This is a genomic window from Ruegeria sp. HKCCA6837 (assembly GCF_013034475.1).
Taxonomy (GTDB): Bacteria; Pseudomonadota; Alphaproteobacteria; order Rhodobacterales; family Rhodobacteraceae; genus Ruegeria.
In genome coordinates this window covers 81,554-101,256 of sequence record NZ_WQGD01000005.1, presented here as the reverse complement: position 1 = coordinate 101,256, position 19,703 = coordinate 81,554, and the positions used below count along the sequence as shown (strand labels likewise).

The window sequence follows — 19,703 nt, the reverse complement described above, 5'->3', positions numbered from 1 at the left end:
TCGGCGGGCCTTTGTTCTTTTAAGAAACAAGTGTCGCTTGTGTTGCTGCGCGCATCTCGTCTTCGCTGACACCATCGGCCAGTTCGACGATCTTCAGGCCGCCTTCGACCACATCCAATACACCGAGATTGGTGATGATGCGATCGACCACGCCTTTACCTGTCAGGGGTAGGGTGCATTCTTTCAGAACCTTGCTGTCGCCGTGCTTGTTGGTGTGATCCATCACAACGATGACACGGCCGACACCCGCGACCAGATCCATTGCTCCACCCATGCCTTTAACCAGCTTGCCTGGAATCATCCAGTTTGCCAGGTCGCCTTTCTCATCCACTTCCATGGCGCCCAGAATCGCCGCAGCGATTTTGCCGCCGCGGATCATGGCAAAAGAAGTGGCGCTGTCGAAATAGGCCGTTCGGGACAGTTCTGTGATCGTCTGCTTGCCTGCATTGATCAGGTCTGGGTCTTCCTCGCCTTCAAACGGGAAGGGCCCCATGCCCAGCATGCCGTTTTCCGATTGCAGGGTGATGTCCTTGTCGCCAACATAGTTCGCCACCAGCGTCGGAATGCCGATGCCGAGGTTCACATACATGCCGTCTTCCAGTTCCTCTGCCGCGCGCGCGGCCATCTGATTGCGGTCCCAGGGCATTATGCTTCCTCCTTCTTGCGGGTGGTGCGTTGTTCGATGCGCTTTTCGTGCTCGCCCTGAATGATGCGATGCACATAGATGCCGGGCAGGTGAATCGAATCCGGGTCAAGTGAGCCGCGCGGAACGATCTCTTCTACTTCGGCTACGCAAATTTTGCCGCAGGTCGCCGCAGGCACATTGAAATTACGGGCGGTCTTGCGGAACACGAGGTTTCCGGTTTCATCCGCCTTCCACGCCTTAACGATGGCCAGATCGGCGAAGATCCCTTCTTCTAGGATGTAGGTCTCGCCATTGAAGTCCTTATGTTCCTTGCCATCGGCGATCACCGTGCCCACGCCTGTCTTGGTATAAAAGCCGGGAATACCGGCACCACCTGCGCGCATCCGCTCGGCCAGGGTTCCCTGCGGGTTGAATTCCAGTTCCAATTCACCGCTCAGATACTGGCGCATGAATTCAGCATTTTCGCCGACATACGAGCTGATCATCTTTTTGACCTGCTTTGTTTGCAGCAAAATGCCGATTCCAAAATCGTCCACACCGGCATTGTTCGATGCAAAGCTCAGGTCTTTGACGCCAGACTCTTTAATAGCTTCGAGCAATAGTTCCGGAATGCCGCACAGGCCAAAGCCGCCCGCGGCAATCAGCATACCATCTGTCAGAACCCCATCGAGCGCTTCAGAGGCATTGGCATAGATTTTTTTCATGGAAAACTCCCCCAATGACATGGTGATGGGCAGGTTGTGCCGCCACGTCACGGGGAAGTCAATGAAACCAAGGGGGTGTTGGTATTTCTACCTATTCCGCCGCCTTCTTGGTTGCCTTCTTGGCTGCGGCCTTCTTCTTTGGGGCCGCCTTTTTCTTGGTGCCTTTCTTGGCGGCGCGTTCATTCACCAGTTCGATGGCCATTTCCTGCGTCACATCTTCTGGCTTTATGTCCTTGGGAATGGTCGCATTGACCTTTTCCCATTTGACATATGGCCCATAGCGACCATCCAGAACCTGCATGGCCCCGCCATCAGGATGTTCGCCCAACTCCTTCAACGGTTTCGCAGCCTCGCGGCGTCCGCGCCCCGGATTGGCACGCTTTTCAGCCAGCAACTCGACCGCGCGGTTCATGCCGATTTCGAACACATCGTTGGGGTCTTTGAGATTGGCGTAAACCGGCTTTGCCTCTTCCGGCAGTTGATGCATCAGGTAGGGGCCAAACCGCCCGAAATTCGAGCTGATCATGCCACCCTCAGGGTGTTCGCCGATCTGACGTGGCAGAGAGAGCAGCGTCAGAGCTTTCTCAAGGTCCATGTCATCTTTGCTCCACCCGCGCGGCAAAGAGGCGCGCGGTGGCTTTTTGTTCTCGGGCGTGGGTTCGCCGCGCTGAACGTAAGGACCGAAACGACCGGACTTCAGCCAGATCTCATCACCCGCATCTTCGCCCAACAAGCGTTCATCCCCTTCGGCACCTTCACCTGCGATGGGACGCGTATAGGTGCATTCGGGGTAGTTGCCGCAACCGACGAAACCGCCCGTGCGCGAGGTTTTCAGGTGCAATTGCCCAGTGCCGCACTTCGGGCATATCCGCGGATCCGATCCATCCTCACGCGGCGGGTACAGCTGCGGCGCGAGCGCTTCGTCCAGCTTGTCCAGTACTTCGGAAATTCGCAGTTCGGAAGTCTCGCCAATTGCGGCCGAGAAATCGCGCCAGAACTTGCCCAGCAGGTCCTTATAATCGCGGTCCCCGGCGCTGACGTCGTCCAGTTCTTCTTCCAGATTGGCTGTGAATTCATAACCCACATATTGACGGAAGAAGTTCAGCAGAAAGATCGTGACGATCCGGCCCTTTTCTTCGGGGATCAGTCGGTTTTTGTCTTTGCGCACATATTCCCGATCCTGAATCGTGGTCACGATCGAGGCGTAAGTCGAGGGGCGACCGATGCCAAGTTCTTCCATGCGCTTGACCAGTGTGGCTTCGGTATAGCGGGGCGGAGGCTGCGTGTGGTGCTGCAGCGCCAGAACGGATTCGTTTTCGGAAAGTATTGCCTCTTTCGCGACCTTGTCACCGTTGTCGCTGGTCGCCTTCGCGAACTGATCTTTCAGTGAGGTTTTGGCAAAACGCGCCGGATCGCCCTGCATGATCTGCGGCAAGCGCTTTTCGTCGTCATCGGCTACATCGTCGCGACCTTCTTCATAAACACGCATGAACCCGTCAAACATGACCACCTGGCCAGTGGCGCGCAGGCCAACCTGACCATCGTCGCTGCCGATCTCGACGGTGGTCCGCTCCAGTCGGGCGGCGGCCATCTGACAAGCTATGGTGCGTTTCCAGATCAGGTCATAAAGCTTGCGCTGATCCTCATCCGTGACTTTCAGCGCCCTGGCGTCGCGCGACATATCCGTTGGGCGGATACACTCGTGCGCTTCCTGTGCGTTCTTAGCCTTGTTCTTATACATGCGCGGGCTGTCCGGCACATATTCGGCGCCATAGCGGTCCGCGATTGTATCACGGGTGGCGGCCACGGCCTCGGGGGCCATATCGATACCGTCGGTCCGCATGTAAGTAATGTAGCCAGCCTCATATAGCCGCTGCGCCACCTGCATCGCGTGGCGCGCACCCATGCCGAACTTGCGGCTGGCCTCTTGCTGCAGAGTAGAGGTCATGAACGGAGCGCTGGGGTTGCGGGCGGCGGGCTTGGCCTCGACCGAGGTAACGCTGAGCGCGCGGCTGGTGATCGCCTGAACCGCCAGTTCCGCCTGCGTGGCGTTGGCCAGATCGTGCTTGTCCAGTTTCTTGCCGGCCAGAGTAACCAGCCGCGCCTCATAGGTCTGGCCGCGCGGTGTTTCGAAAAGCGCCTTAACCGACCAGTATTCGACCGGCTTGAACGCTTCGATCTCCATCTCGCGTTCGACGATCAGGCGCAGACAGACGGATTGCACGCGACCGGCGGACTTTGCACCGGGCAGCTTGCGCCAAAGGACGGGAGAAAGGTTGAAGCCCACCAGATAGTCCAGCGCACGGCGGGCCAGATAGGCCTCGACCAGCGGCATGTCGACCTGACGCGGGTTCTGCATCGCCTGGGTGACGGCTTCTTTGGTGATGGCGTTGAACGTTACGCGGCTGACCGGCGTATCTTTCTTGATCGAACGGCGCTTGGTCAGAGCTTCTTGCAAGTGCCAGCTGATCGCCTCGCCCTCACGATCAGGGTCAGTGGCGAGGATCAGTGCGTTATCTTCTTTCAGGGCATCGGCGATGGCTTTGACATGTTTGCGGCTGTCATTGCCAACTTCCCATTTCATGGAAAACTCATGCTCGGGATCGACCGACCCATCCTTTGGTGGAAGGTCCCGAACATGGCCGTAAGAGGCCAAAACTGTGTAGTCGGGGCCGAGATATTTATTGATTGTTTTTGCTTTGGCCGGAGATTCTACAACAACTACAGGCATTTAAGGGGAAACCTCGCTCGACGAATTTGGCGCCTTCTATGGTGGTGCAAAATGTGTGGGGCAAGCGGGAATTGTCAATGCGTTCCTTTTGCAGGTCGAAAAACGCCTTAATTTCAGGTCATTATGCAAGGTGCCGTGTCTCTGGAAGGGCCGACACCATGTTTCATGGAAGTGGTTCGATCAGCCTGCAAGGGACAATAGACCCCCGGGCTGGCGCTGGATTCGTCCATCCAGTTCCAGATCGACCAATGCGGGGCCAAGCTCGCCAGCCGATGCCGCGATGTCTCGCAGCAACTGGTCTTCCGCGATGGGTGAGGGGCCAAGTCGTTCAAGGATTTGAATGTGTAAGTCTTGGGCAGGGTGTGCGACCGGGGTAGGTGGCTGCTGGGGGCGGTGTGAAGGCAGGTTGTCCTTGTGGGGCAAGGCTTCAACCACGTCCTCCGCGGACCGGACCAAGATAGCCCCATCCCGAATCAACAGATTGCACCCGGCGGCCCGCGCATCGAAGGGGTGGCCGGGTACGGCCAGAACCTCGCGCCCCTGATCCAAGGCATCGCGTGCCGTGATCAGGCTGCCAGACTTTGCTGCGGCTTCGACCACGACAACAGCTTGCGCAAGGCCAGAGATGATCCTATTTCGGCGGGGAAAGTGCCGAGCCTGCGGTGTCACGCCCATCGGCTGTTCCGACACGCGCAACCCGTTGGAAGCGATGTCATGAGCCAGCTCTGTATTCTCGACTGGATAGACGACATCCACGCCGCCGGCCATGACGGCAATGGCGCCGGATGTAAGGGTCGCTATATGTGCCGCCGTATCAATGCCGCGCGCCAGGCCTGAGACAATCACATAGCCTTTGCTGCCCAAGTCAGTCGCCAAACCCCGGGCCATTCGAGCACCGAGCGAAGAACAATTCCGTGCACCAACCATTGCAACCGCAGGTTTTTGCAAGAGAGACACGTCACCGATTGCCCAAAGCATAGGGGGCGCATCATTCAGATCACTCAGAGCTGCTGGGAAATCGGCGGACCCAAGGCACAAAAGCCGCGCTTTTGCGGCTTTTGCGGCCTTGAGCTCCGCCTCAATCACGCCGGGGGGGCAGATTTCATACCCTTCTATTCCGGCAGCGCGTGCCATTTCCGGCAACGCGGCCAGCGCGTTCTGCGCCGAGCCATGTTCCCGCAGAAGCCGACGAAACGTCGCCGGACCGACCTTGCGAGAACGCAAAAGGCGAAGCCACGAAAACCGGTCCTCTTCCGTGGTGGGTGGGAGTGGGGGGTGATTGGAAGAAAGCTGCTCTTCGGTCATCCGTTGCTCCGCCTTGTTGCAAAACTGGTTTACAGGCGGGCGGGTTAACAGCTTGTAAATCGTGGAAAATTAGATGTGTTTTTGTTCGAACTTGTTCTATCCAGCAGAAGCATGCTTATGAAATAAAAGGAAAAATAAAAATCGGCCTTTTTGATGCAAAGGGATTTTCAACTGTTTGGGCGCTTTACGCATGGGCGCAAGGTTAACCATGCGCCCGTGTAACTTGGTCTTTTGCGACTTAGGTTGCCGACCCCCCAACTGTCAGTCCATCCATCAGAACGGTGGGTTGTCCGACGCCCACCGGCACCCATTGCCCGTCCTTGCCGCAGGTGCCCATACCGGGATCCAGCGCCATGTCGTTGCCAAGCCCCCGGATCCGTTTCAAAGCGGATGGCCCATCGCCAATCAGCGTCGCGCCTTTGACCGGGGCGCCGATTTTTCCGTTTTCAACGCGATAGGCTTCGGTGCAGGAGAAGACGAACTTGCCATTGGTGATGTCCACCTGACCGCCGCCGAATCCCACGGCCCAGATGCCGTCTTTGATATCTGCGACCAAGGCCGCTGGGTCGGACTCGCCACCCAGCATGATTGTATTGGTCATGCGCGGCATCGGCTTGTGCGCATAGCTTTGCCGCCGCCCGTTGCCTGTGGGCGCAACGCCCATCAGACGCGCGTTCTGACGGTCTTGCATATATCCGGTGAGGATGCCGTCTTCTATCAGCACCGTACGTGAGCTGGGCGTGCCCTCATCGTCTACAGTGATCGAGCCGCGCCGGTCAGCGATCGTGCCATCATCGACCACGGTTACGCCTTTTGAAGCGACCTGTTGCCCCATCAGACCGGCGAAGGCAGAACTTCCTTTGCGGTTGAAATCCCCTTCCAACCCGTGGCCGATGGCCTCGTGGAGCAAAATCCCGGGCCAGCCGGGGCCAAGCGCCACCTCCATCACACCCGCGGGAGCCGGGATCGCGTCCAGATTGACCAGCGCAATGCGCAAGGCTTCGCGGGCCTTGGCCTGCCAGTCTGCCGGATCAATCAATCCGCTCAGGCTCACGCGACCGCCGCCACCCGCCGAACCGCTTTCGCGGCGTCCATTTTGTTCCACGATCACTGAAACATTCACGCGTGTCATCGGGCGAACATCGCGCACCATCACTCCATCAGGTCGCAGTATTTCGACCTCCTGAGTGGCGGCCGAGATCATTGCGCTGACCTGAACAACGCGTGAATCCAGATCGCGGGCAAATGCATCAATCTCGCGCAGGGTTTCGATCTTGACAGGAAACGCGGCAGAATCGATGGGATCTTCGTCGGTATAAAGACGTGTGTTGGTGGATCGAGGTGCTTCGGCAAGGGTTCCGCCGCCGTCCCCAACGGCCAGCCGCGCGGTCTCGGCTGCCCGTTTCAGCGCGGGAATGGAAACATCAGTAGAATGTGCATAACCAGCGACTTCCCCTTGAACCGCGCGCAGGCCAAATCCTTCGGAAGCGTCGTAAGATGCGGTGCGCAGCCGACCGTCATCAAACACCAGTGACTCGGATTTTCGACGTTCGACAAACAGTTCTCCGTCCTCGGCCCCAGCGGTCGCCGATTGCAATACAGACAGCGCTTCGTCATGCGCAAGAGCGCTTTCAAAGGGGCGAAATGGGGCGTCGGACATGAGTTGTGACCTTTCGGGTTTGATCCAGATCAAAAATAGCGTCTGTTTGACGCAAGCATTTTGCTTTATCTACCCGACGGAATATGGTTTTTAACGCGGCCAAAGACAACGGGAGAGGTGCGACCGATTCACACCTTTTCGCCAGGGACGCAAAGATCAAACGATCAGGACAGAAAATGAAGAATGCTTTGATGCTTTCAGGGTTTATGACAGCCCTCTCCAGCCTTCCCGCCATGGCTCAGGAGCTAGAGATTATTGGCAAGCCGGTCGACGGCGGTATGGGCTTCCAGCCTGCGGCCACAAGCTTGGCCGATGGAATTCAGCGGCTGGACACAATGATTCTGGTGATCATCACCGTGATCTGTCTGTTTGTTGCGGCCCTGCTGCTTTACTGCATCGTGCGTTACAACCAGCGCGCAAACCCGACACCGGCTCGGTTCTCGCACTATACCCCGGTCGAGATTGCCTGGACCCTCGGTCCGATCCTGATTCTGGTCTTCATTGGTGCGTTCTCGTTGCCGGTTCTGTTCAAGCAACAGGAAATTCCAGAAGGTGACATCACCATCAAAGTCGTCGGCAACCAGTGGTACTGGACTTACGAATATGTTGATCACGATTTTGCCTTCGACAGCTATCTTCTGGGCCACCCGGCAACTCTGGATGAAGGTGCGCGCCCAGCAGATGCGGACGTGACCCCGTTTGTTCTGGATGACGCCATGCGTGCCAAGCTGGCCGATGCCGGGTACAGCGATGACGAATGGCTGTTGGCCACCGACACCGCGGTTGTCGTACCTGTCGGCAAGGTCATCGTGATGCAGGTTACCGCCTCTGACGTGATCCATTCCTGGACCATTCCGTCCTTTGGCGTGAAGCAGGACGGTGTACCCGGACGTCTGGCCGAACTGTGGTTCGAAGCCGAGAAAGAGGGCGTCTACTTCGGTCAGTGTTCTGAACTTTGCGGCAAAGACCACGCCTATATGCCGATCACTGTCAAAGTGGTCAGCCAGGAAGCCTACGACGAATGGCTGCAGGGCGCGATCGATGAATATGCGGGTCTGCCGCAAAACTATCAGGTTGCCTCGAACTAATCGAAGCGACATGGGCGGGGTAGACCCAGCCTAAGACATGACGCAGGCTGCGCGCGTGATCGCGCAGCTTTCGCCCAAAGGGACCGGAAATGACCGACGCAAGTATCAATGCCAGCACTGCGACCGCTCAGGCGGACGAGGCCAGCTTTGGCGATTACTTCGCCCTGCTGAAGCCTCGCGTGATGTCTCTGGTTGTTTTCACGGCGCTGGTGGGTTTGCTGGCGGCACCTGTTTCCGTGCATCCGTTTGTGGGTTTTTGCGCCATTCTGTTCATTGCCATTGGAGGCGGTGCCTCTGGCGCTTTAAACATGTGGTGGGACGCGGATATCGACCGCGTGATGAAACGCACCAAGGGTCGTCCGATCCCTTCCGGCAAAGTGGAAGAGGGTGAGGCGCTGGCGCTTGGGCTGGCGCTTTCGGGCCTTTCGGTGATCATGCTGGGTCTCGCAACCAACTGGTTTGCAGGCGCGTTTTTGGGCTTCACCATTTTCTTCTACGTTGTCGTTTACACGATGTGGCTGAAGCGTTCGACGCCGCAGAACATCGTGATCGGTGGCGCCGCAGGCGCTTTCCCGCCCGTCATTGGTTGGGTTGCGGCAACCGGATCGATGTCAGTTGAACCTTGGCTGATGTTCGCCCTGACCTTCATGTGGACGCCGCCGCATTTCTGGGCGCTGGCTCTGTTCATGCGCTCAGATTACGACGATGCGGGTGTCCCGATGCTGACCGTGACGCATGGTCGCCGTGCGACGCGGGTACATATTCTGGTTTACACGGCTCTGCTGGCCATTTTGGCATTGGGAACCGCATTCTCTGGTATCGGTGGCCCAGTTTACCTGACCGTTGCTTTGGTGTTGAACGCGCTGTTCCTACACGGAGCATGGCGGATTTCACGCCGGACCGAGGAGGACTCGGAAGCCGACAATTTCAAGGTCGAGCGCAGCTTTTTCAAGCTTTCGCTGCTCTACCTCTTCCTGCATTTCGGCGCCATTCTGGTTGAGGCGTTGCTGAAACCCTATGGGTTGGGAGGCTGGTCATGAGCCTTCGAAAGAACCACGAGCTGCACCAACGGCGATTCAGCCGCAATCTGGGGGTTGGCCTGACACTGGCCGCCTTTATCGTGATCATTTTTGGGCTGACGGTCGTAAAGGTGTCGGGCACGGATTTCGGTATGGCAACACAGGAGGTTCAGAACTGATGGCATTGACTGGTCCCCAGAAAACGGTTGTTCAGACTGTGGGTGTGGTTGTTCTGATGGGCAGCTTGGCCTGGGCGGCTGTGCCATTTTATGATTGGTTCTGTCGGGTGACGGGGTTTGGCGGCACCACGGGTGTAGCCGAAGCAGCGCCCGAAGACATTCTGGACCGCACCATCACCGTTCGGTTCGACGCCTCCAAGGCCAAAGGCATGGCGTGGGAGTTCAAGCCGATTGAACGCGAGATGGAAGTGCGCATCGGCGAGACCGGGCTGGCTTTCTATGAAGCTTATAACCCAACCGATCGGCCCATCGCGGGGCAGGCCTCGTACAACGTTGCTCCCTATTCGGCGGGTGGGTATTTCCAGAAAATCGCCTGCTTCTGCTTTGAAGAGCAGGTGCTGCAACCCGGCGAACGGGTTGAAATGCCAGTAACTTTCTTCGTCGACCCGGAACTGGTCGAGGATCTTGAAGCAAAGTATGTTCATACGATCACTCTGTCGTATACATTCTATGAAATTGACCTGCCCGAGGGCTATGCCGCCCTTGAAACGCAGGCAGACACAAACACGAACTAACGCCTGTAGGTGAGGGACGCTGATGGCACACGCTAAAAACCACGATTATCACATTCTGGCCCCGTCGATCTGGCCTCTGATCGGAGCCGTCGGTGGCTTTGTGATGCTGCTCGGAGCCGTCCTTTGGATGCATGGCATTACGCCGTGGATGTTCTGGGCTGGTTTGGTCGCGGTGCTGTACACCATGTTCGCGTGGTGGTCTGAAGTGGTTGTTGAAAGCCGTCAGGGCGATCACACACCTGTCGTCCGCATCGGCCTGCGCTATGGTTTCATCCTGTTTGTGATGTCCGAGGTGATGTTCTTCTTCGCCTGGTTCTGGTCGTTCTTCAAGCATCGCATGTACCCGATGTATGACTATGCGGGCACCGAATACATTCAGCCAGACATCCACGCGGTTGACCCTTTCCACCTGCCGCTGATCAACACTCTGGTCCTGCTGCTGTCGGGCTGCGCGATCACATGGGCCCACCATGCGCTGGTGCATGACAATGACCGCAAGGCGCTTATAAACGGTCTGGCCATCGGTATCGTTCTGGGCGTGCTGTTCACCTTCCTGCAGGGTTATGAATATTACGAGCTGCTGGCCCATGAAGGCTGGGAGTTCGGTGGTGATCAGTTCTATTCGAACTTCTTCATGGCAACCGGTTTCCACGGCGCGCACGTGATCATCGGCACCATCTTCCTGACTGTCTGTCTGATACGGGCGCTTAAGGGCGACTTTACACCCGAGAAGCACGTCGGGTTTGAAGCCGCGGCCTGGTACTGGCACTTCGTTGACGTAGTCTGGCTGTTCCTGTTCTTTGCCGTCTACATCTGGGGCCAAGCTCCGCTGATGTAAAACCGGTCAAATGAGCCGATTGCGAAAGCCGCCCCTGGGGGCGGCTTTTTGCTTTTCCCGGTGCAAGATTGCACCCAATACAATTGTGTGGTTGCGTTTTCGACCGCTCCGCCCTTAACAAGACGCCGGTTCCTGCAACGAGGTTTGATCCTGCCATGCGCCGCATTCTGTTTCTGCTGATCTTCGGCCTTGCCGGTTTGGGTGTGCTGCTGTCGCTGGGCATTTGGCAGGTGCAGCGTCTGTCATGGAAACAAGAGGTGTTGGCCGAGATTGAAAGCCGTATCTCGGCGGATCCTGTGGACTTACCAGCGCAGGTGTCAGAAGACGCTGACAAATACCTGCCAGTCACCATTTCGGGCGATATGGAGCCCGGGGAAATCCACGTTCTGGTTTCCGTAAAGCAGGTTGGCGCAGGGTACCGCATCATTCAGTCTTTCACCGCCGGGGACCGCACAATATTGGTGGATCGGGGCTTTGTTCCAACAACTGCCAAAGACGCAAAGCGATTGACTGGCCCGATGAAGATCACCGGTAATTTGCACTGGCCGGACGAGATCGACAGCTATACGCCCGAAGCCGATATTGACGCCAATATCTGGTTTGCTCGCGACGTGCCGAACTTGGCCGCAGCTTTGGGTGCCGAACCTGTGCTTCTGATCGCCCGGTCGGAAACGGACCCAAACATTACGCCTTTGCCGGTAGATACGGCGGGCATTCCCAACGATCACCTACAATATGCAATCACCTGGTTTGGTCTGGCTCTGGTCTGGGCCGCAATGACCGGGTACTTCCTATGGCGCAGCCGTGCCAATTCTGAGAGTGACACGATATGAAATACATCTCGACCCGTGGGCAGGCGCCCGAACTGACTTTTGAAGAGGCGATGCTGACGGGTTTGGCCCGCGACGGTGGCTTGTACTTGCCCGCCGAGATCCCGGTGATGTCGCAAGACGAGATCGCGGCGCTGGCGGGCTTGCCCTATGAAGAGATCGCTTTTCGCGTGATGTGGCCCTATGTCAGCGGCTCCTTTACCGAGGAAGAGTTCAAGGCGATCATCGCCCGCGCTTATGAGGGTTTCGGCCACGACGCCCGCGCGCCTCTGAAGCAACTCAACGAAAACCATTTTCTGCTAGAGCTGTTCCACGGCCCGACACTGGCCTTCAAGGATTTTGCCATGCAGTTGATTGGCCAACTTTTCCAGGTGGCTCTGAAACGCCGTGGCGACCGTGTAACCATCGTGGGTGCGACCAGCGGTGATACGGGTTCTGCCGCTATCGAAGCTTTCCGGGGGCTGGATGCGGTAGACGTGTTTATCCTGTTTCCGCATGGCCGTGTATCCGAGGTGCAGCGCCGTCAGATGACAACGCCTGCGGACAGCAATGTTCACGCTCTGGCCGTCGACGGAGACTTCGACGATTGCCAGGCCGCGCTGAAGGATATGTTCAACGATTTTGATTTCCGCGATGGGGTGAAACTGGCGGGTGTGAACTCGATCAACTTTGCCCGCGTTCTGGCGCAGATTGTCTATTATTTCTCTGCCGCCGTCAGTCTCGGCGCGCCGCATCGCAAGGTCAGCTTCACCGTGCCGACCGGGAACTTTGGAGATATTTTCGCGGGTTATCTGGCCAAACGTATGGGCCTGCCCATCGACCGTTTGGTGGTGGCAACCAACCAGAATGACATTCTGCATCGTTGTCTGTCGGGCGAGGGATATTTCAAGGGCGAAACCATCCCCTCGATCAGCCCGTCGATGGATATTCAGGTCAGCTCGAACTTTGAGCGGGCTCTGTATTACGCCTATGGCGAGGACGGTAGCGCTGTGGCGCAGCTGATGGATGAGCTCAAGAATGGTGGCTTCAACGTCAGCCAGGGCGCGATGGAGGCACTGCGCGAGAGTTTCGATTCGGGTCGCATGTCCGAAGACGAGACGCTGGAAACGATCAAGCATACGCTGGCGCATAGTGCGGAGCTGGTTTGCCCCCACACCGCTATTGGGGTCAAGGTTGGGGAAGACCACCGCGCCGCCGATACACCTATGATCACTTTGGCAACGGCGCATCCCGCCAAGTTCCCGGCGGCGGTCGAGAAGGCAAGCGGCGAACATCCGCCTCTTCCATCCCGCATGTCTGATCTGTATGAACGTTCGGAACGGGTGACCCGCATTGCAAACGAACTGGGTACCCTTGAGGATCATATCAGAAGGCATATCGCTGAGTGACAGTCAGACAAGACCAACTGAAGAACGGCTTTCGTATCGTCAGTGAACATATGCCGGGGCTGCAATCAGCGGCCATCGGCATCTGGGTGACCGCCGGTGGGCGGCATGAGCGGATCGAACAAAACGGCATCGCGCATTTCCTTGAACATATGGCGTTCAAGGGAACCGAGCGTCGTTCTGCGCTGCAAATCGCTGAAGCGATCGAGGATGTGGGCGGCTATATCAACGCCTATACTTCGCGCGAGGTGACGGCTTACTACGCGCGTGTCCTTAAAGACGACGTGGCGCTTGCGATGGATGTGATCGGCGATATCGTTCTGAACCCGGTTTTCGACCCGCGCGAGATCGAGGTCGAGCGTGGGGTGATCCTGCAAGAAATCGGTCAGGCCTATGACACGCCGGACGACGTGATCTTTGACTGGCTGCAAGAGCAGAGCTATCACGACCAGCCATTGGGTCGGACGATTCTAGGTCCGTCCGAGCGGGTCAGCGCCTTCTCTCGCGAGGATTTGTCTGGCTTTGTGGCCGAGCATTATGGCCCGGAGCAGATGATCCTGTCGGCTGCCGGTGCCGTGGATCACGATGCGCTGATGAAAATGGCCGAAGAGATGTTTGGCCATCTGCAACCGCGCAAGGGCCTGATCCCGGACGCTGCACGGTTCACCGGGGGTGAGGCACGGCAAGAGAAAGAGTTGGAGCAGGCGCACTTTGCGCTGGCGCTGGAAAGCCCCGGTTACCGCGAAGATGCGATTTATACGGCGCAAATTTATTCGACCGCTTTGGGTGGCGGAATGTCGTCGCGTCTGTTCCAGGAAGTGCGGGAAAAACGCGGTCTGTGTTATACGATCTTTGCCCAGACCGGCGCTTATGCCGACACCGGGACAACCACGATCTATGCGGGAACCTCGGCTGATCAGGTCGGCGCATTGGCGACGATCACCATCGACGAAATGAAACGGGCGGCCGAAGACATGAGTGCAGAAGAGGTTGCCCGCGCCCGTGCTCAGATGAAGGCCGGGATGCTGATGGGATTGGAAAGCCCATCAAACCGGGCTGAACGTTTGGCGCGGCTGGTGCAGATCTGGGGCAGGGTGCCTTCGCTTGAGGATACCGTTGCCAAGATCGATGCGGTCGGCACCGAAGATGTGAAAGCATTTGCAGAAACCATGGCTGTACAGGCTCCGGCAGCTCTGGCGCTTTATGGGCCTGTGGCTGGCGCACCGAGCTTGACCGAACTGCAGGAGAGGCGGGCGGCGTGATGCTGTTGGGCAGACGCAAGCTGAAACTCGAAACCGCGCGGCTCAGCATGCGCCCGCCTGTACATTCCGATTTCAATACCTGGTGCGCGTTGCGGCGGGCTTCAAAGGATTACCTGAAACCGTGGGAGCCGGTCTGGGCAGCGGATCACCTGAGCCGCAAGTCTTTTACCAATCGGGTCTACTGGGCGCAGCGCTCGGTCGCCAGTGGGACTGCGATACCTCTGTTCCTTTTTCGTCGCGAAGACGACGCGCTGGTTGGGGCCATCACGCTGGACAACATTCGGCGTGGTCCCGCGCAGGCCGGAACCTTAGGATACTGGACCGGTCAAGCTTTTGCCCGCCAAGGTTACATGCGCGAGGCAATTGGTGCCATGGTCCATCACGCCTTTACTCGACTGGACCTGAGCCGGATCGAAGCCGCTTGTTTGCCTGAAAACCGGGCATCGCGCGGGTTGCTGGAACGCTCTGGCTTCAAATACGAAGGTGTGGCGCAGTCCTATCTGCAGATCAACGGACGATGGCGAACGCATGTTTTGTATGCAAGCCTGCGGTCCGACAGGCGCGGAAAGACCGACGCGGGTTAGGGGGCTCCGCCCCCGTCGCGGCAAGCCGCGCCTCCCCCGAGGTATTTGGCGCCAGATGAACAAGGGGCATGACTTGGGCGTGTTCTGCGCTACAGTTAAGTTATGCGCTGGTTGGTTGCGGCATTGATGGTGATTTCTGGTGGAGCTGCGGCGCAAGAGCGGCGGCCAAGCCATTGCATCGCCATTGCTGATGCCGCGCCGGGGATTGAGTACCTTCACAAAGCTGCGTGGCAAGATCCGGTGCCGGAATTTTCTGTGCGGATCAGCTATATCGCGCACGCGTCGTTTCTGATCCAGACGCGGGGCGGGTTGAATGCAGTCACCGATTTCACCGGTTTTATCGGCAGTGCGGATTTGATTCCTGATGTTGTGACGATGAACCATGCCCACAGCACGCATTGGACGGCCCATCCCGATCCGGCGATCCCACATGTTCTGCCGGGATGGGGTGAGTTTGGTCAGGGCATTGAGCATCATCTTGATCTGGGTGAGATGCTGGTGCGGAATGTTTCGACCGATATTCGTTCGGCTTATGGCGGTGTCGAAGAACGGGGCAATTCGATCTTCGTGTTCGAGGTTGAAGGGCTATGTATCGGTCATCTTGGGCATTTGCATCATGTGCCGTCAGACGAGCAGTTCGCCGCGTTGGGGCGGCTGGATGTTGTAATGGCTGCGGTAGATGGCGGGACTACGATGCCCTTGCCAGACATGATCTCGGTTCTGAAGCGACTGAAAAGTTCTGTCATCATTCCGATGCACTGGTTTTCTGGATTCTCGCTTGACCGGTTCCTTGTTGATATTCGGGATACTTTTCCGGTTGAACGCAACGGTGTTTCGGAAATCACTGTCTCGCTTCGCGATCTTCCCGACCGACCTACGGTGATTGTTCTGGAGCCGCAATATCTGATTGATTTGGAATAGGGCTTGCCGCAGCCGCGTCGCTTGGGCATTGAAAACGTATGAATTTAAACCCCGCCGATGCCCGATTTGCCGCGCTGATCCAATCGACAATACGCGACGATGTCCTGCGCCCCGTTGAAGAACGGTATTTGGAAGAACCGCGCGGGCGGTTTTCCGGCCAGATCGGGGTGTTGGCTGTTCCCGACAGCGCCGAAGAGGTTTCCGCACTGGTGCGGTTGGCTTCGGAGGAGCGGGTGCCGGTTGTACCCTATGGCGGTGGCACAGGATTGGTAGGCGGGCAGGTGATGTCAGATGGCCCACTCCCTTTGCTGGTCTCTTTGGAGCAAATGACAGCCATTCGGTCTGTTTTCCCGACCGAGAACATCCTGATCGCCGAAGCCGGGGCCATTTTGCAAGACGTTCAGACAGCGGCCGAGAATGCGGATCGGCTGTTTCCGCTGTCATTGGCGGCGCAGGGGTCGTGTCGGATCGGGGGCAACCTTTCGACCAATGCCGGGGGCGTTAATGTCTTGCGCTATGGCAACGCACGTGACCTGTGTCTGGGGCTTGAGGCGGTGTTGCCCAATGGCGAAATATGGCACGGGCTGAGCCGGTTGCGAAAGGACAACACCGGCTACGATTTGCGGGACCTTTTGATCGGGGCCGAAGGCTCGCTGGGGATCATCACGGCAGCGTCCCTTAAGCTGTTTCCAAAACCTGCTGCGCAGGGCACGGCGATGTTTCAGGTGGCTTCGCCCGAGGCGGCCATTGACCTGCTGGCGTTGGCCCGAGATCAGGTGGGCGAGACTGTCAGTACGTTTGAGCTGATCCATCGGCAAGGGTTTGATTTCCTGACGGATGTCCTTCCGGATGTTCGCCAACCTTTCAACGCACCGCCAGAGTGGAGCGTGTTGATTGAATTGGGACTTGCAAAGGGGCAATCATCGTCAGCCGCGTTGGAGGAGATTTACATCCGCGCTGAAGAGCGCGGTCTGGTTCAAGATGGGGTGATTGCGCAAAGCGAAGCGCAGCGTGCTGATCTGTGGGCGGTTCGCGAACACATTCCCGAGGCCAACCGCCTGATCGGATCTGTTTCGAGCCATGACATCTCGATACCGATTTCCAGGATTCCAGACTTTATTCGTAAAGGTGGGCAGGTGATTGCTGGCCTCGGACCGTTTCGGATCAATTGTTTCGGACACCTTGGCGATGGCAATCTGCATTACAACGTGTTCCCGCCCAAAGGGCAAAGCCGATCAGAGTTTGACACGGAAAGGGGCGCGATCAAGCAGGCTGTGCATGATCTAGTTGACGCCTTTGATGGTTCAGTCAGTGCTGAACATGGGGTGGGGCGTTTGAAAACGGGCGATCTTGAACGCTATGGCGACCCGGTTAAGCTGGGTGCCATGAGGGCCATCAAGGCAGCTTTGGACCCACAGGGGATAATGAACCCGGGCGCTGTCCTGAAAGTGTGAACACGGCCCATGGTACGGGCCGTGTCTTTAAACGGTGTTAAGACGCAGGCAGGATCACTTTGTCGATCACGTGGATCACACCGTTCTTGGTTTCGATGTCAGCCTGAACAACGTTGGCATCATTCACCATCACACCCGAGTCCAGATCGATTGTGATATCACCGCCCTGAACGGTTGCGGCAGTCATATCATCGCTCAGATCACCGGACATCACTTTGCCCGGTACGACGTGATAAGTCAGGATAGCAACAAGCTGGTCCTTGTTTTCCGGCTTGAGCAGGTCTGCGACTGTGCCTTCTGGCAAAGCCGCAAACGCGTCGTCTGTTGGGGCAAATACGGTGAATGGCCCTTCGCCTTTCAGCGTGTCAACTAGTTCGGCCGCTTGCACGGCGGCTACGAGAGTTTCAAAGCTGCCAGCGGCAACAGCGGTATCAACAATGTCTTTGCCATGGCCGTCGGCCAAAGCGGTAGTGCTGAACAGGATCGTGGCGACACCAGCGGCGGCGAATTTGCGGAACATACGAGGGTCTCCCTTGGTAAGAATGCTCGAAACAGCATCAACCGAGGTACGCGGCATCCTCACAGCAAGATCACTTGTTTTGCGCCGAATTGTGGGTTGAAGGAACCAAAAGCCGCGCTAAGCCAGCGTGGCTTTCATAGTCCAATCACGCTTTTGTGAAGAATTCTGTGTCAGAGCCCCTCAAATTCGCACAGTACGTGCACGTCCATTCCCATCTCTTCCAGAACTTTACGACCTCCGAGATCGGGCAAGTCGATGATGAACGCGCATGAGACGATCTCGCCTCCAAGCCGTTCGATCAGCTTGATGCCCGCCGCCGCTGTGCCGCCTGTGGCCAGCAGATCATCGACAACCAGAATCTTTTCGCCGGGTTGGATGGCGTCGTCGTGGATCTCAACAATCGCTTCACCATACTCCAATTTGTAGTCCTGGCTGATTGTGGTGCCGGGCAGCTTACCTTTTTTGCGGATCGGCACAAAGCCAACGCTTAGCTGATGCGCAATCGCACCGCCCAGAATAAAGCCCCGCGCTTCCAGCCCCACCACCTTGTCTATCCGCTCACCGGCATAGGGGTGCAGCATCTGGTCAATCGCCATCCGAAACCCACGGGGGTCGGCAAACAAGGTTGTCACATCGCGAAACATGATCCCTTCGTGGGGAAAATCGACAATAGTTCGGATGTAATCTTTGACAGATTTGTTTCTGGACATGGGCCAACCCTTTTAGCGTCAAAACACACCAAGGTGTTTGGCCCATCAAACAGCCCCGCGCAAGGTTCTAATCCGGCACAACTTTCATGAGCGAGGGGTCATGATGGCCCGAGGCAAGCTTTTGTAGCGATAGAGCGCAGCGGGTAACCAGGACAGGTGCGGTTTGCGCCAATTGCGTTGATCTCGCAATAGAAATGCCTGAGCAGTATGAAGGTTCATTGCCATATTCCTTTTATTGTTGTTAAGTGCCCGATAACGACAATCACTATGCTATGTATATACAATGCATCGCCGAAAATTGCAAGGTCTGCTGGGGGGCAACGCGCGTGGCAAAGAAAGACGGCAAGGGATCAAACAAGAAAAACAGTCAGTTGGTCCTGCGTCTGGATAAAGACGAACGGGACGCTTTTGTCGAACTGTGTAAAGAGCTGGATACCTCAGCCGCGCGAGAAATTCGCCGGTTTATCCGTGGCTTTATGAAAGAACACGCAGAGGATTAGAATGACCTCAGGCCGGGCGGCGCAGAACTGCCGTGGCGACTCCCATCCCTACCAAGGTCAGCCCGCCAAACCGTGTCATTGCTGTTATGACGCTCGCGCGGCCAATCAGGCGCCGCAGCCGATCGGCCAACAGCGCGTAAGCTAACGCGTTCAGCCAGGCCAGCCCCACGAATGTCACGATCAGGATGGCGAATTGCGGACCCAGCGGTTCGGCCGGGCGCAGAAACTGCGGAACAAAAGCGATGAAGAAGGCAATGGATTTTGGGTTTAGCGCGGTCACGGCCGTAGCGTGCCCAAACACATTGCGCGCAGTCACGTCGCGCGCGGTATCAATTGTGCCTAACCCTCCGGCAGGTGCACTGCGCAACAGTTTGATCCCGAGCCACACCAGATAAGCGGCCCCAACCCATTTGAGTACCGAAAACAAGGTTGCTGAGGCCAGCACCAATGCGCCCAACCCCAGCAATGAGGCTGTCATGGCCACCAGATCACCCACAGCGACCCCGGTCGCCGAAGCAACCGCGACGCTGCGCCCCTTGGACAGGGCATAGCTAAGCACCAGCAAAACGGTCGGGCCGGGGATAAGCAGTAAAGCGGTGGAGGCGGCAACAAAGGCCAGCCAAAGATCAAATTGCATCGCAGAAGTCCTGATTTGACGGTCTGAGATTGAGAGAATCAGCTTCAGGAATCAAGTCGCATATGCACGACGTATCAGCAGCATGCCTTTCGCGCTTGGCTGTGAAACACAAAAATACTCAAATGCTTACTCGGGTTTTATTAGTTTCGCGACAA

At 57.2% G+C, this 19,703-nt stretch carries 20 protein-coding genes; 12 read left to right on the top strand and 8 right to left on the bottom strand.

Going from position 1 to position 19,703, the window contains the following annotated elements:
- Positions 1 to 19: 19 nt before the first annotated feature.
- The 5 genes from GOV91_RS09345 to tldD all read right to left on the bottom strand — a co-directional run bounded on the left by GOV91_RS09345 (position 20) and on the right by tldD (position 7,046).
- The gene (locus tag GOV91_RS09345) at positions 20 to 646 is read right to left on the bottom strand and encodes a 3-oxoacid CoA-transferase subunit B (protein ID WP_050603192.1); all 627 of its coding nucleotides are present in this window, start codon (positions 644 to 646) and stop codon (positions 20 to 22) included.
- Positions 646 to 1,350 carry a CoA transferase subunit A gene (locus GOV91_RS09340; protein ID WP_171235294.1) on the bottom strand — a complete coding sequence of 235 codons (705 nt, stop codon included), beginning with the start codon at positions 1,348 to 1,350 and terminating at the stop codon, positions 646 to 648. Before GOV91_RS09340 ends, GOV91_RS09345 begins: the two co-directional genes overlap by 1 nt.
- A 91-nt stretch (positions 1,351 to 1,441) precedes the next feature.
- Positions 1,442 to 4,081 carry a type I DNA topoisomerase gene (topA, locus tag GOV91_RS09335; RefSeq protein ID WP_171235293.1) on the bottom strand — a complete coding sequence of 880 codons (2,640 nt, stop codon included), beginning with the start codon at positions 4,079 to 4,081 and terminating at the stop codon, positions 1,442 to 1,444.
- Between the two features lie 180 nt (positions 4,082 to 4,261).
- On the bottom strand, positions 4,262 to 5,386 hold the full coding sequence (gene dprA, locus GOV91_RS09330) for a DNA-processing protein DprA (protein ID WP_171235292.1): 1,125 nt from the start codon (positions 5,384 to 5,386) through the stop codon (positions 4,262 to 4,264).
- Positions 5,387 to 5,624: 238 nt separating this feature from the next.
- Positions 5,625 to 7,046 (bottom strand): metalloprotease TldD, encoded by a 1,422-nt coding sequence (tldD, locus tag GOV91_RS09325; RefSeq protein ID WP_171235291.1) that lies wholly within the window; start codon positions 7,044 to 7,046, stop codon positions 5,625 to 5,627.
- Positions 7,047 to 7,222: 176 nt separating this feature from the next.
- On the opposite strand from tldD, the gene coxB reads away from it, so the two are divergent.
- The 11 genes from coxB (at position 7,223) to GOV91_RS09270 (ending at position 17,181) form a co-directional block, all read left to right on the top strand.
- Positions 7,223 to 8,134 carry a cytochrome c oxidase subunit II gene (gene coxB, locus GOV91_RS09320; RefSeq protein ID WP_171177890.1) on the top strand — a complete coding sequence of 304 codons (912 nt, stop codon included), beginning with the start codon at positions 7,223 to 7,225 and terminating at the stop codon, positions 8,132 to 8,134.
- Between the two features lie 89 nt (positions 8,135 to 8,223).
- Positions 8,224 to 9,174 carry a heme o synthase gene (cyoE, locus tag GOV91_RS09315; protein ID WP_171177888.1) on the top strand — a complete coding sequence of 317 codons (951 nt, stop codon included), beginning with the start codon at positions 8,224 to 8,226 and terminating at the stop codon, positions 9,172 to 9,174.
- Positions 9,171 to 9,332, top strand: coding sequence for a hypothetical protein (locus tag GOV91_RS09310; RefSeq protein WP_171177886.1), 162 nt, complete (start codon positions 9,171 to 9,173; stop codon positions 9,330 to 9,332). Before cyoE ends, GOV91_RS09310 begins: the two co-directional genes overlap by 4 nt.
- Positions 9,332 to 9,907, top strand: a complete 576-nt coding sequence (locus tag GOV91_RS09305) for a cytochrome c oxidase assembly protein (protein WP_171235290.1) — start codon at positions 9,332 to 9,334, stop codon at positions 9,905 to 9,907. The genes GOV91_RS09310 and GOV91_RS09305 overlap by 1 nt, the downstream gene beginning before the upstream one ends.
- A 22-nt stretch (positions 9,908 to 9,929) precedes the next feature.
- Positions 9,930 to 10,745, top strand: a complete 816-nt coding sequence (locus GOV91_RS09300) for a cytochrome c oxidase subunit 3 (RefSeq protein WP_171177882.1) — start codon at positions 9,930 to 9,932, stop codon at positions 10,743 to 10,745.
- A gap of 155 nt (positions 10,746 to 10,900) precedes the next feature.
- Positions 10,901 to 11,578 carry an SURF1 family protein gene (locus GOV91_RS09295; protein ID WP_171177880.1) on the top strand — a complete coding sequence of 226 codons (678 nt, stop codon included), beginning with the start codon at positions 10,901 to 10,903 and terminating at the stop codon, positions 11,576 to 11,578.
- Positions 11,575 to 12,963, top strand: coding sequence for a threonine synthase (gene thrC / locus GOV91_RS09290; protein ID WP_171177878.1), 1,389 nt, complete (start codon positions 11,575 to 11,577; stop codon positions 12,961 to 12,963). Before GOV91_RS09295 ends, thrC begins: the two co-directional genes overlap by 4 nt.
- Positions 12,960 to 14,222 carry a pitrilysin family protein gene (locus GOV91_RS09285; RefSeq protein WP_171235289.1) on the top strand — a complete coding sequence of 421 codons (1,263 nt, stop codon included), beginning with the start codon at positions 12,960 to 12,962 and terminating at the stop codon, positions 14,220 to 14,222. The genes thrC and GOV91_RS09285 overlap by 4 nt, the downstream gene beginning before the upstream one ends.
- Positions 14,222 to 14,806 (top strand): GNAT family N-acetyltransferase, encoded by a 585-nt coding sequence (locus tag GOV91_RS09280; protein ID WP_171235288.1) that lies wholly within the window; start codon positions 14,222 to 14,224, stop codon positions 14,804 to 14,806. Before GOV91_RS09285 ends, GOV91_RS09280 begins: the two co-directional genes overlap by 1 nt.
- A 102-nt stretch (positions 14,807 to 14,908) precedes the next feature.
- A complete protein-coding gene (locus GOV91_RS09275; protein WP_171177871.1) occupies positions 14,909 to 15,727 on the top strand; it encodes an MBL fold metallo-hydrolase in 819 nt (272 codons plus the stop codon).
- Positions 15,728 to 15,765: 38 nt separating this feature from the next.
- Positions 15,766 to 17,181: an FAD-binding oxidoreductase gene (locus tag GOV91_RS09270; protein ID WP_171235287.1), complete on the top strand. Its 1,416-nt coding sequence runs from the start codon at positions 15,766 to 15,768 to the stop codon at positions 17,179 to 17,181.
- A 37-nt stretch (positions 17,182 to 17,218) separates the two neighbouring features.
- Here the strand turns inward: GOV91_RS09270 and GOV91_RS09265 are convergent, their stop codons facing one another.
- The gene (locus tag GOV91_RS09265) at positions 17,219 to 17,701 is read right to left on the bottom strand and encodes a fasciclin domain-containing protein (protein WP_171235286.1); all 483 of its coding nucleotides are present in this window, start codon (positions 17,699 to 17,701) and stop codon (positions 17,219 to 17,221) included.
- Between the two features lie 170 nt (positions 17,702 to 17,871).
- The gene (locus GOV91_RS09260; RefSeq protein ID WP_171235285.1) at positions 17,872 to 18,411 is read right to left on the bottom strand and encodes an adenine phosphoribosyltransferase; all 540 of its coding nucleotides are present in this window, start codon (positions 18,409 to 18,411) and stop codon (positions 17,872 to 17,874) included.
- Positions 18,412 to 18,737: 326 nt separating this feature from the next.
- On the opposite strand from GOV91_RS09260, the gene GOV91_RS09255 reads away from it, so the two are divergent.
- Positions 18,738 to 18,911 (top strand): hypothetical protein, encoded by a 174-nt coding sequence (locus GOV91_RS09255; RefSeq protein WP_171177861.1) that lies wholly within the window; start codon positions 18,738 to 18,740, stop codon positions 18,909 to 18,911.
- Between the two features lie 7 nt (positions 18,912 to 18,918).
- Here the strand turns inward: GOV91_RS09255 and GOV91_RS09250 are convergent, their stop codons facing one another.
- Complete coding sequence (locus GOV91_RS09250; RefSeq protein WP_171235284.1) at positions 18,919 to 19,548, bottom strand: LysE family translocator; 630 nt, start codon at positions 19,546 to 19,548, stop codon at positions 18,919 to 18,921.
- Positions 19,549 to 19,703 lie beyond the last annotated feature (155 nt).

Excerpts from the sequence above, each read along its gene's own strand:
- GOV91_RS09345 (WP_050603192.1), bottom strand. The coding sequence starts at position 646 with ATGCCCTGGGACCGCAATCAGATGGCCGCGCGCGCGGCAGAGGAACTG.
- GOV91_RS09340 (WP_171235294.1), bottom strand. The coding sequence starts at position 1,350 with ATGAAAAAAATCTATGCCAATGCCTCTGAAGCGCTCGATGGGGTTCTG.
- topA (WP_171235293.1), bottom strand. The coding sequence starts at position 4,081 with ATGCCTGTAGTTGTTGTAGAATCTCCGGCCAAAGCAAAAACAATCAAT.
- dprA (WP_171235292.1), bottom strand. The coding sequence starts at position 5,386 with ATGACCGAAGAGCAGCTTTCTTCCAATCACCCCCCACTCCCACCCACC.
- tldD (WP_171235291.1), bottom strand. The coding sequence starts at position 7,046 with ATGTCCGACGCCCCATTTCGCCCCTTTGAAAGCGCTCTTGCGCATGAC.
- coxB (WP_171177890.1), top strand. The coding sequence starts at position 7,223 with ATGAAGAATGCTTTGATGCTTTCAGGGTTTATGACAGCCCTCTCCAGC.
- cyoE (WP_171177888.1), top strand. The coding sequence starts at position 8,224 with ATGACCGACGCAAGTATCAATGCCAGCACTGCGACCGCTCAGGCGGAC.
- GOV91_RS09310 (WP_171177886.1), top strand. The coding sequence starts at position 9,171 with ATGAGCCTTCGAAAGAACCACGAGCTGCACCAACGGCGATTCAGCCGC.
- GOV91_RS09305 (WP_171235290.1), top strand. The coding sequence starts at position 9,332 with ATGGCATTGACTGGTCCCCAGAAAACGGTTGTTCAGACTGTGGGTGTG.
- GOV91_RS09300 (WP_171177882.1), top strand. The coding sequence starts at position 9,930 with ATGGCACACGCTAAAAACCACGATTATCACATTCTGGCCCCGTCGATC.
- GOV91_RS09295 (WP_171177880.1), top strand. The coding sequence starts at position 10,901 with ATGCGCCGCATTCTGTTTCTGCTGATCTTCGGCCTTGCCGGTTTGGGT.
- thrC (WP_171177878.1), top strand. The coding sequence starts at position 11,575 with ATGAAATACATCTCGACCCGTGGGCAGGCGCCCGAACTGACTTTTGAA.
- GOV91_RS09280 (WP_171235288.1), top strand. The coding sequence starts at position 14,222 with ATGCTGTTGGGCAGACGCAAGCTGAAACTCGAAACCGCGCGGCTCAGC.
- GOV91_RS09275 (WP_171177871.1), top strand. The coding sequence starts at position 14,909 with ATGCGCTGGTTGGTTGCGGCATTGATGGTGATTTCTGGTGGAGCTGCG.
- GOV91_RS09270 (WP_171235287.1), top strand. The coding sequence starts at position 15,766 with ATGAATTTAAACCCCGCCGATGCCCGATTTGCCGCGCTGATCCAATCG.
- GOV91_RS09265 (WP_171235286.1), bottom strand. The coding sequence starts at position 17,701 with ATGTTCCGCAAATTCGCCGCCGCTGGTGTCGCCACGATCCTGTTCAGC.
- GOV91_RS09260 (WP_171235285.1), bottom strand. The coding sequence starts at position 18,411 with ATGTCCAGAAACAAATCTGTCAAAGATTACATCCGAACTATTGTCGAT.
- GOV91_RS09250 (WP_171235284.1), bottom strand. The coding sequence starts at position 19,548 with ATGCAATTTGATCTTTGGCTGGCCTTTGTTGCCGCCTCCACCGCTTTA.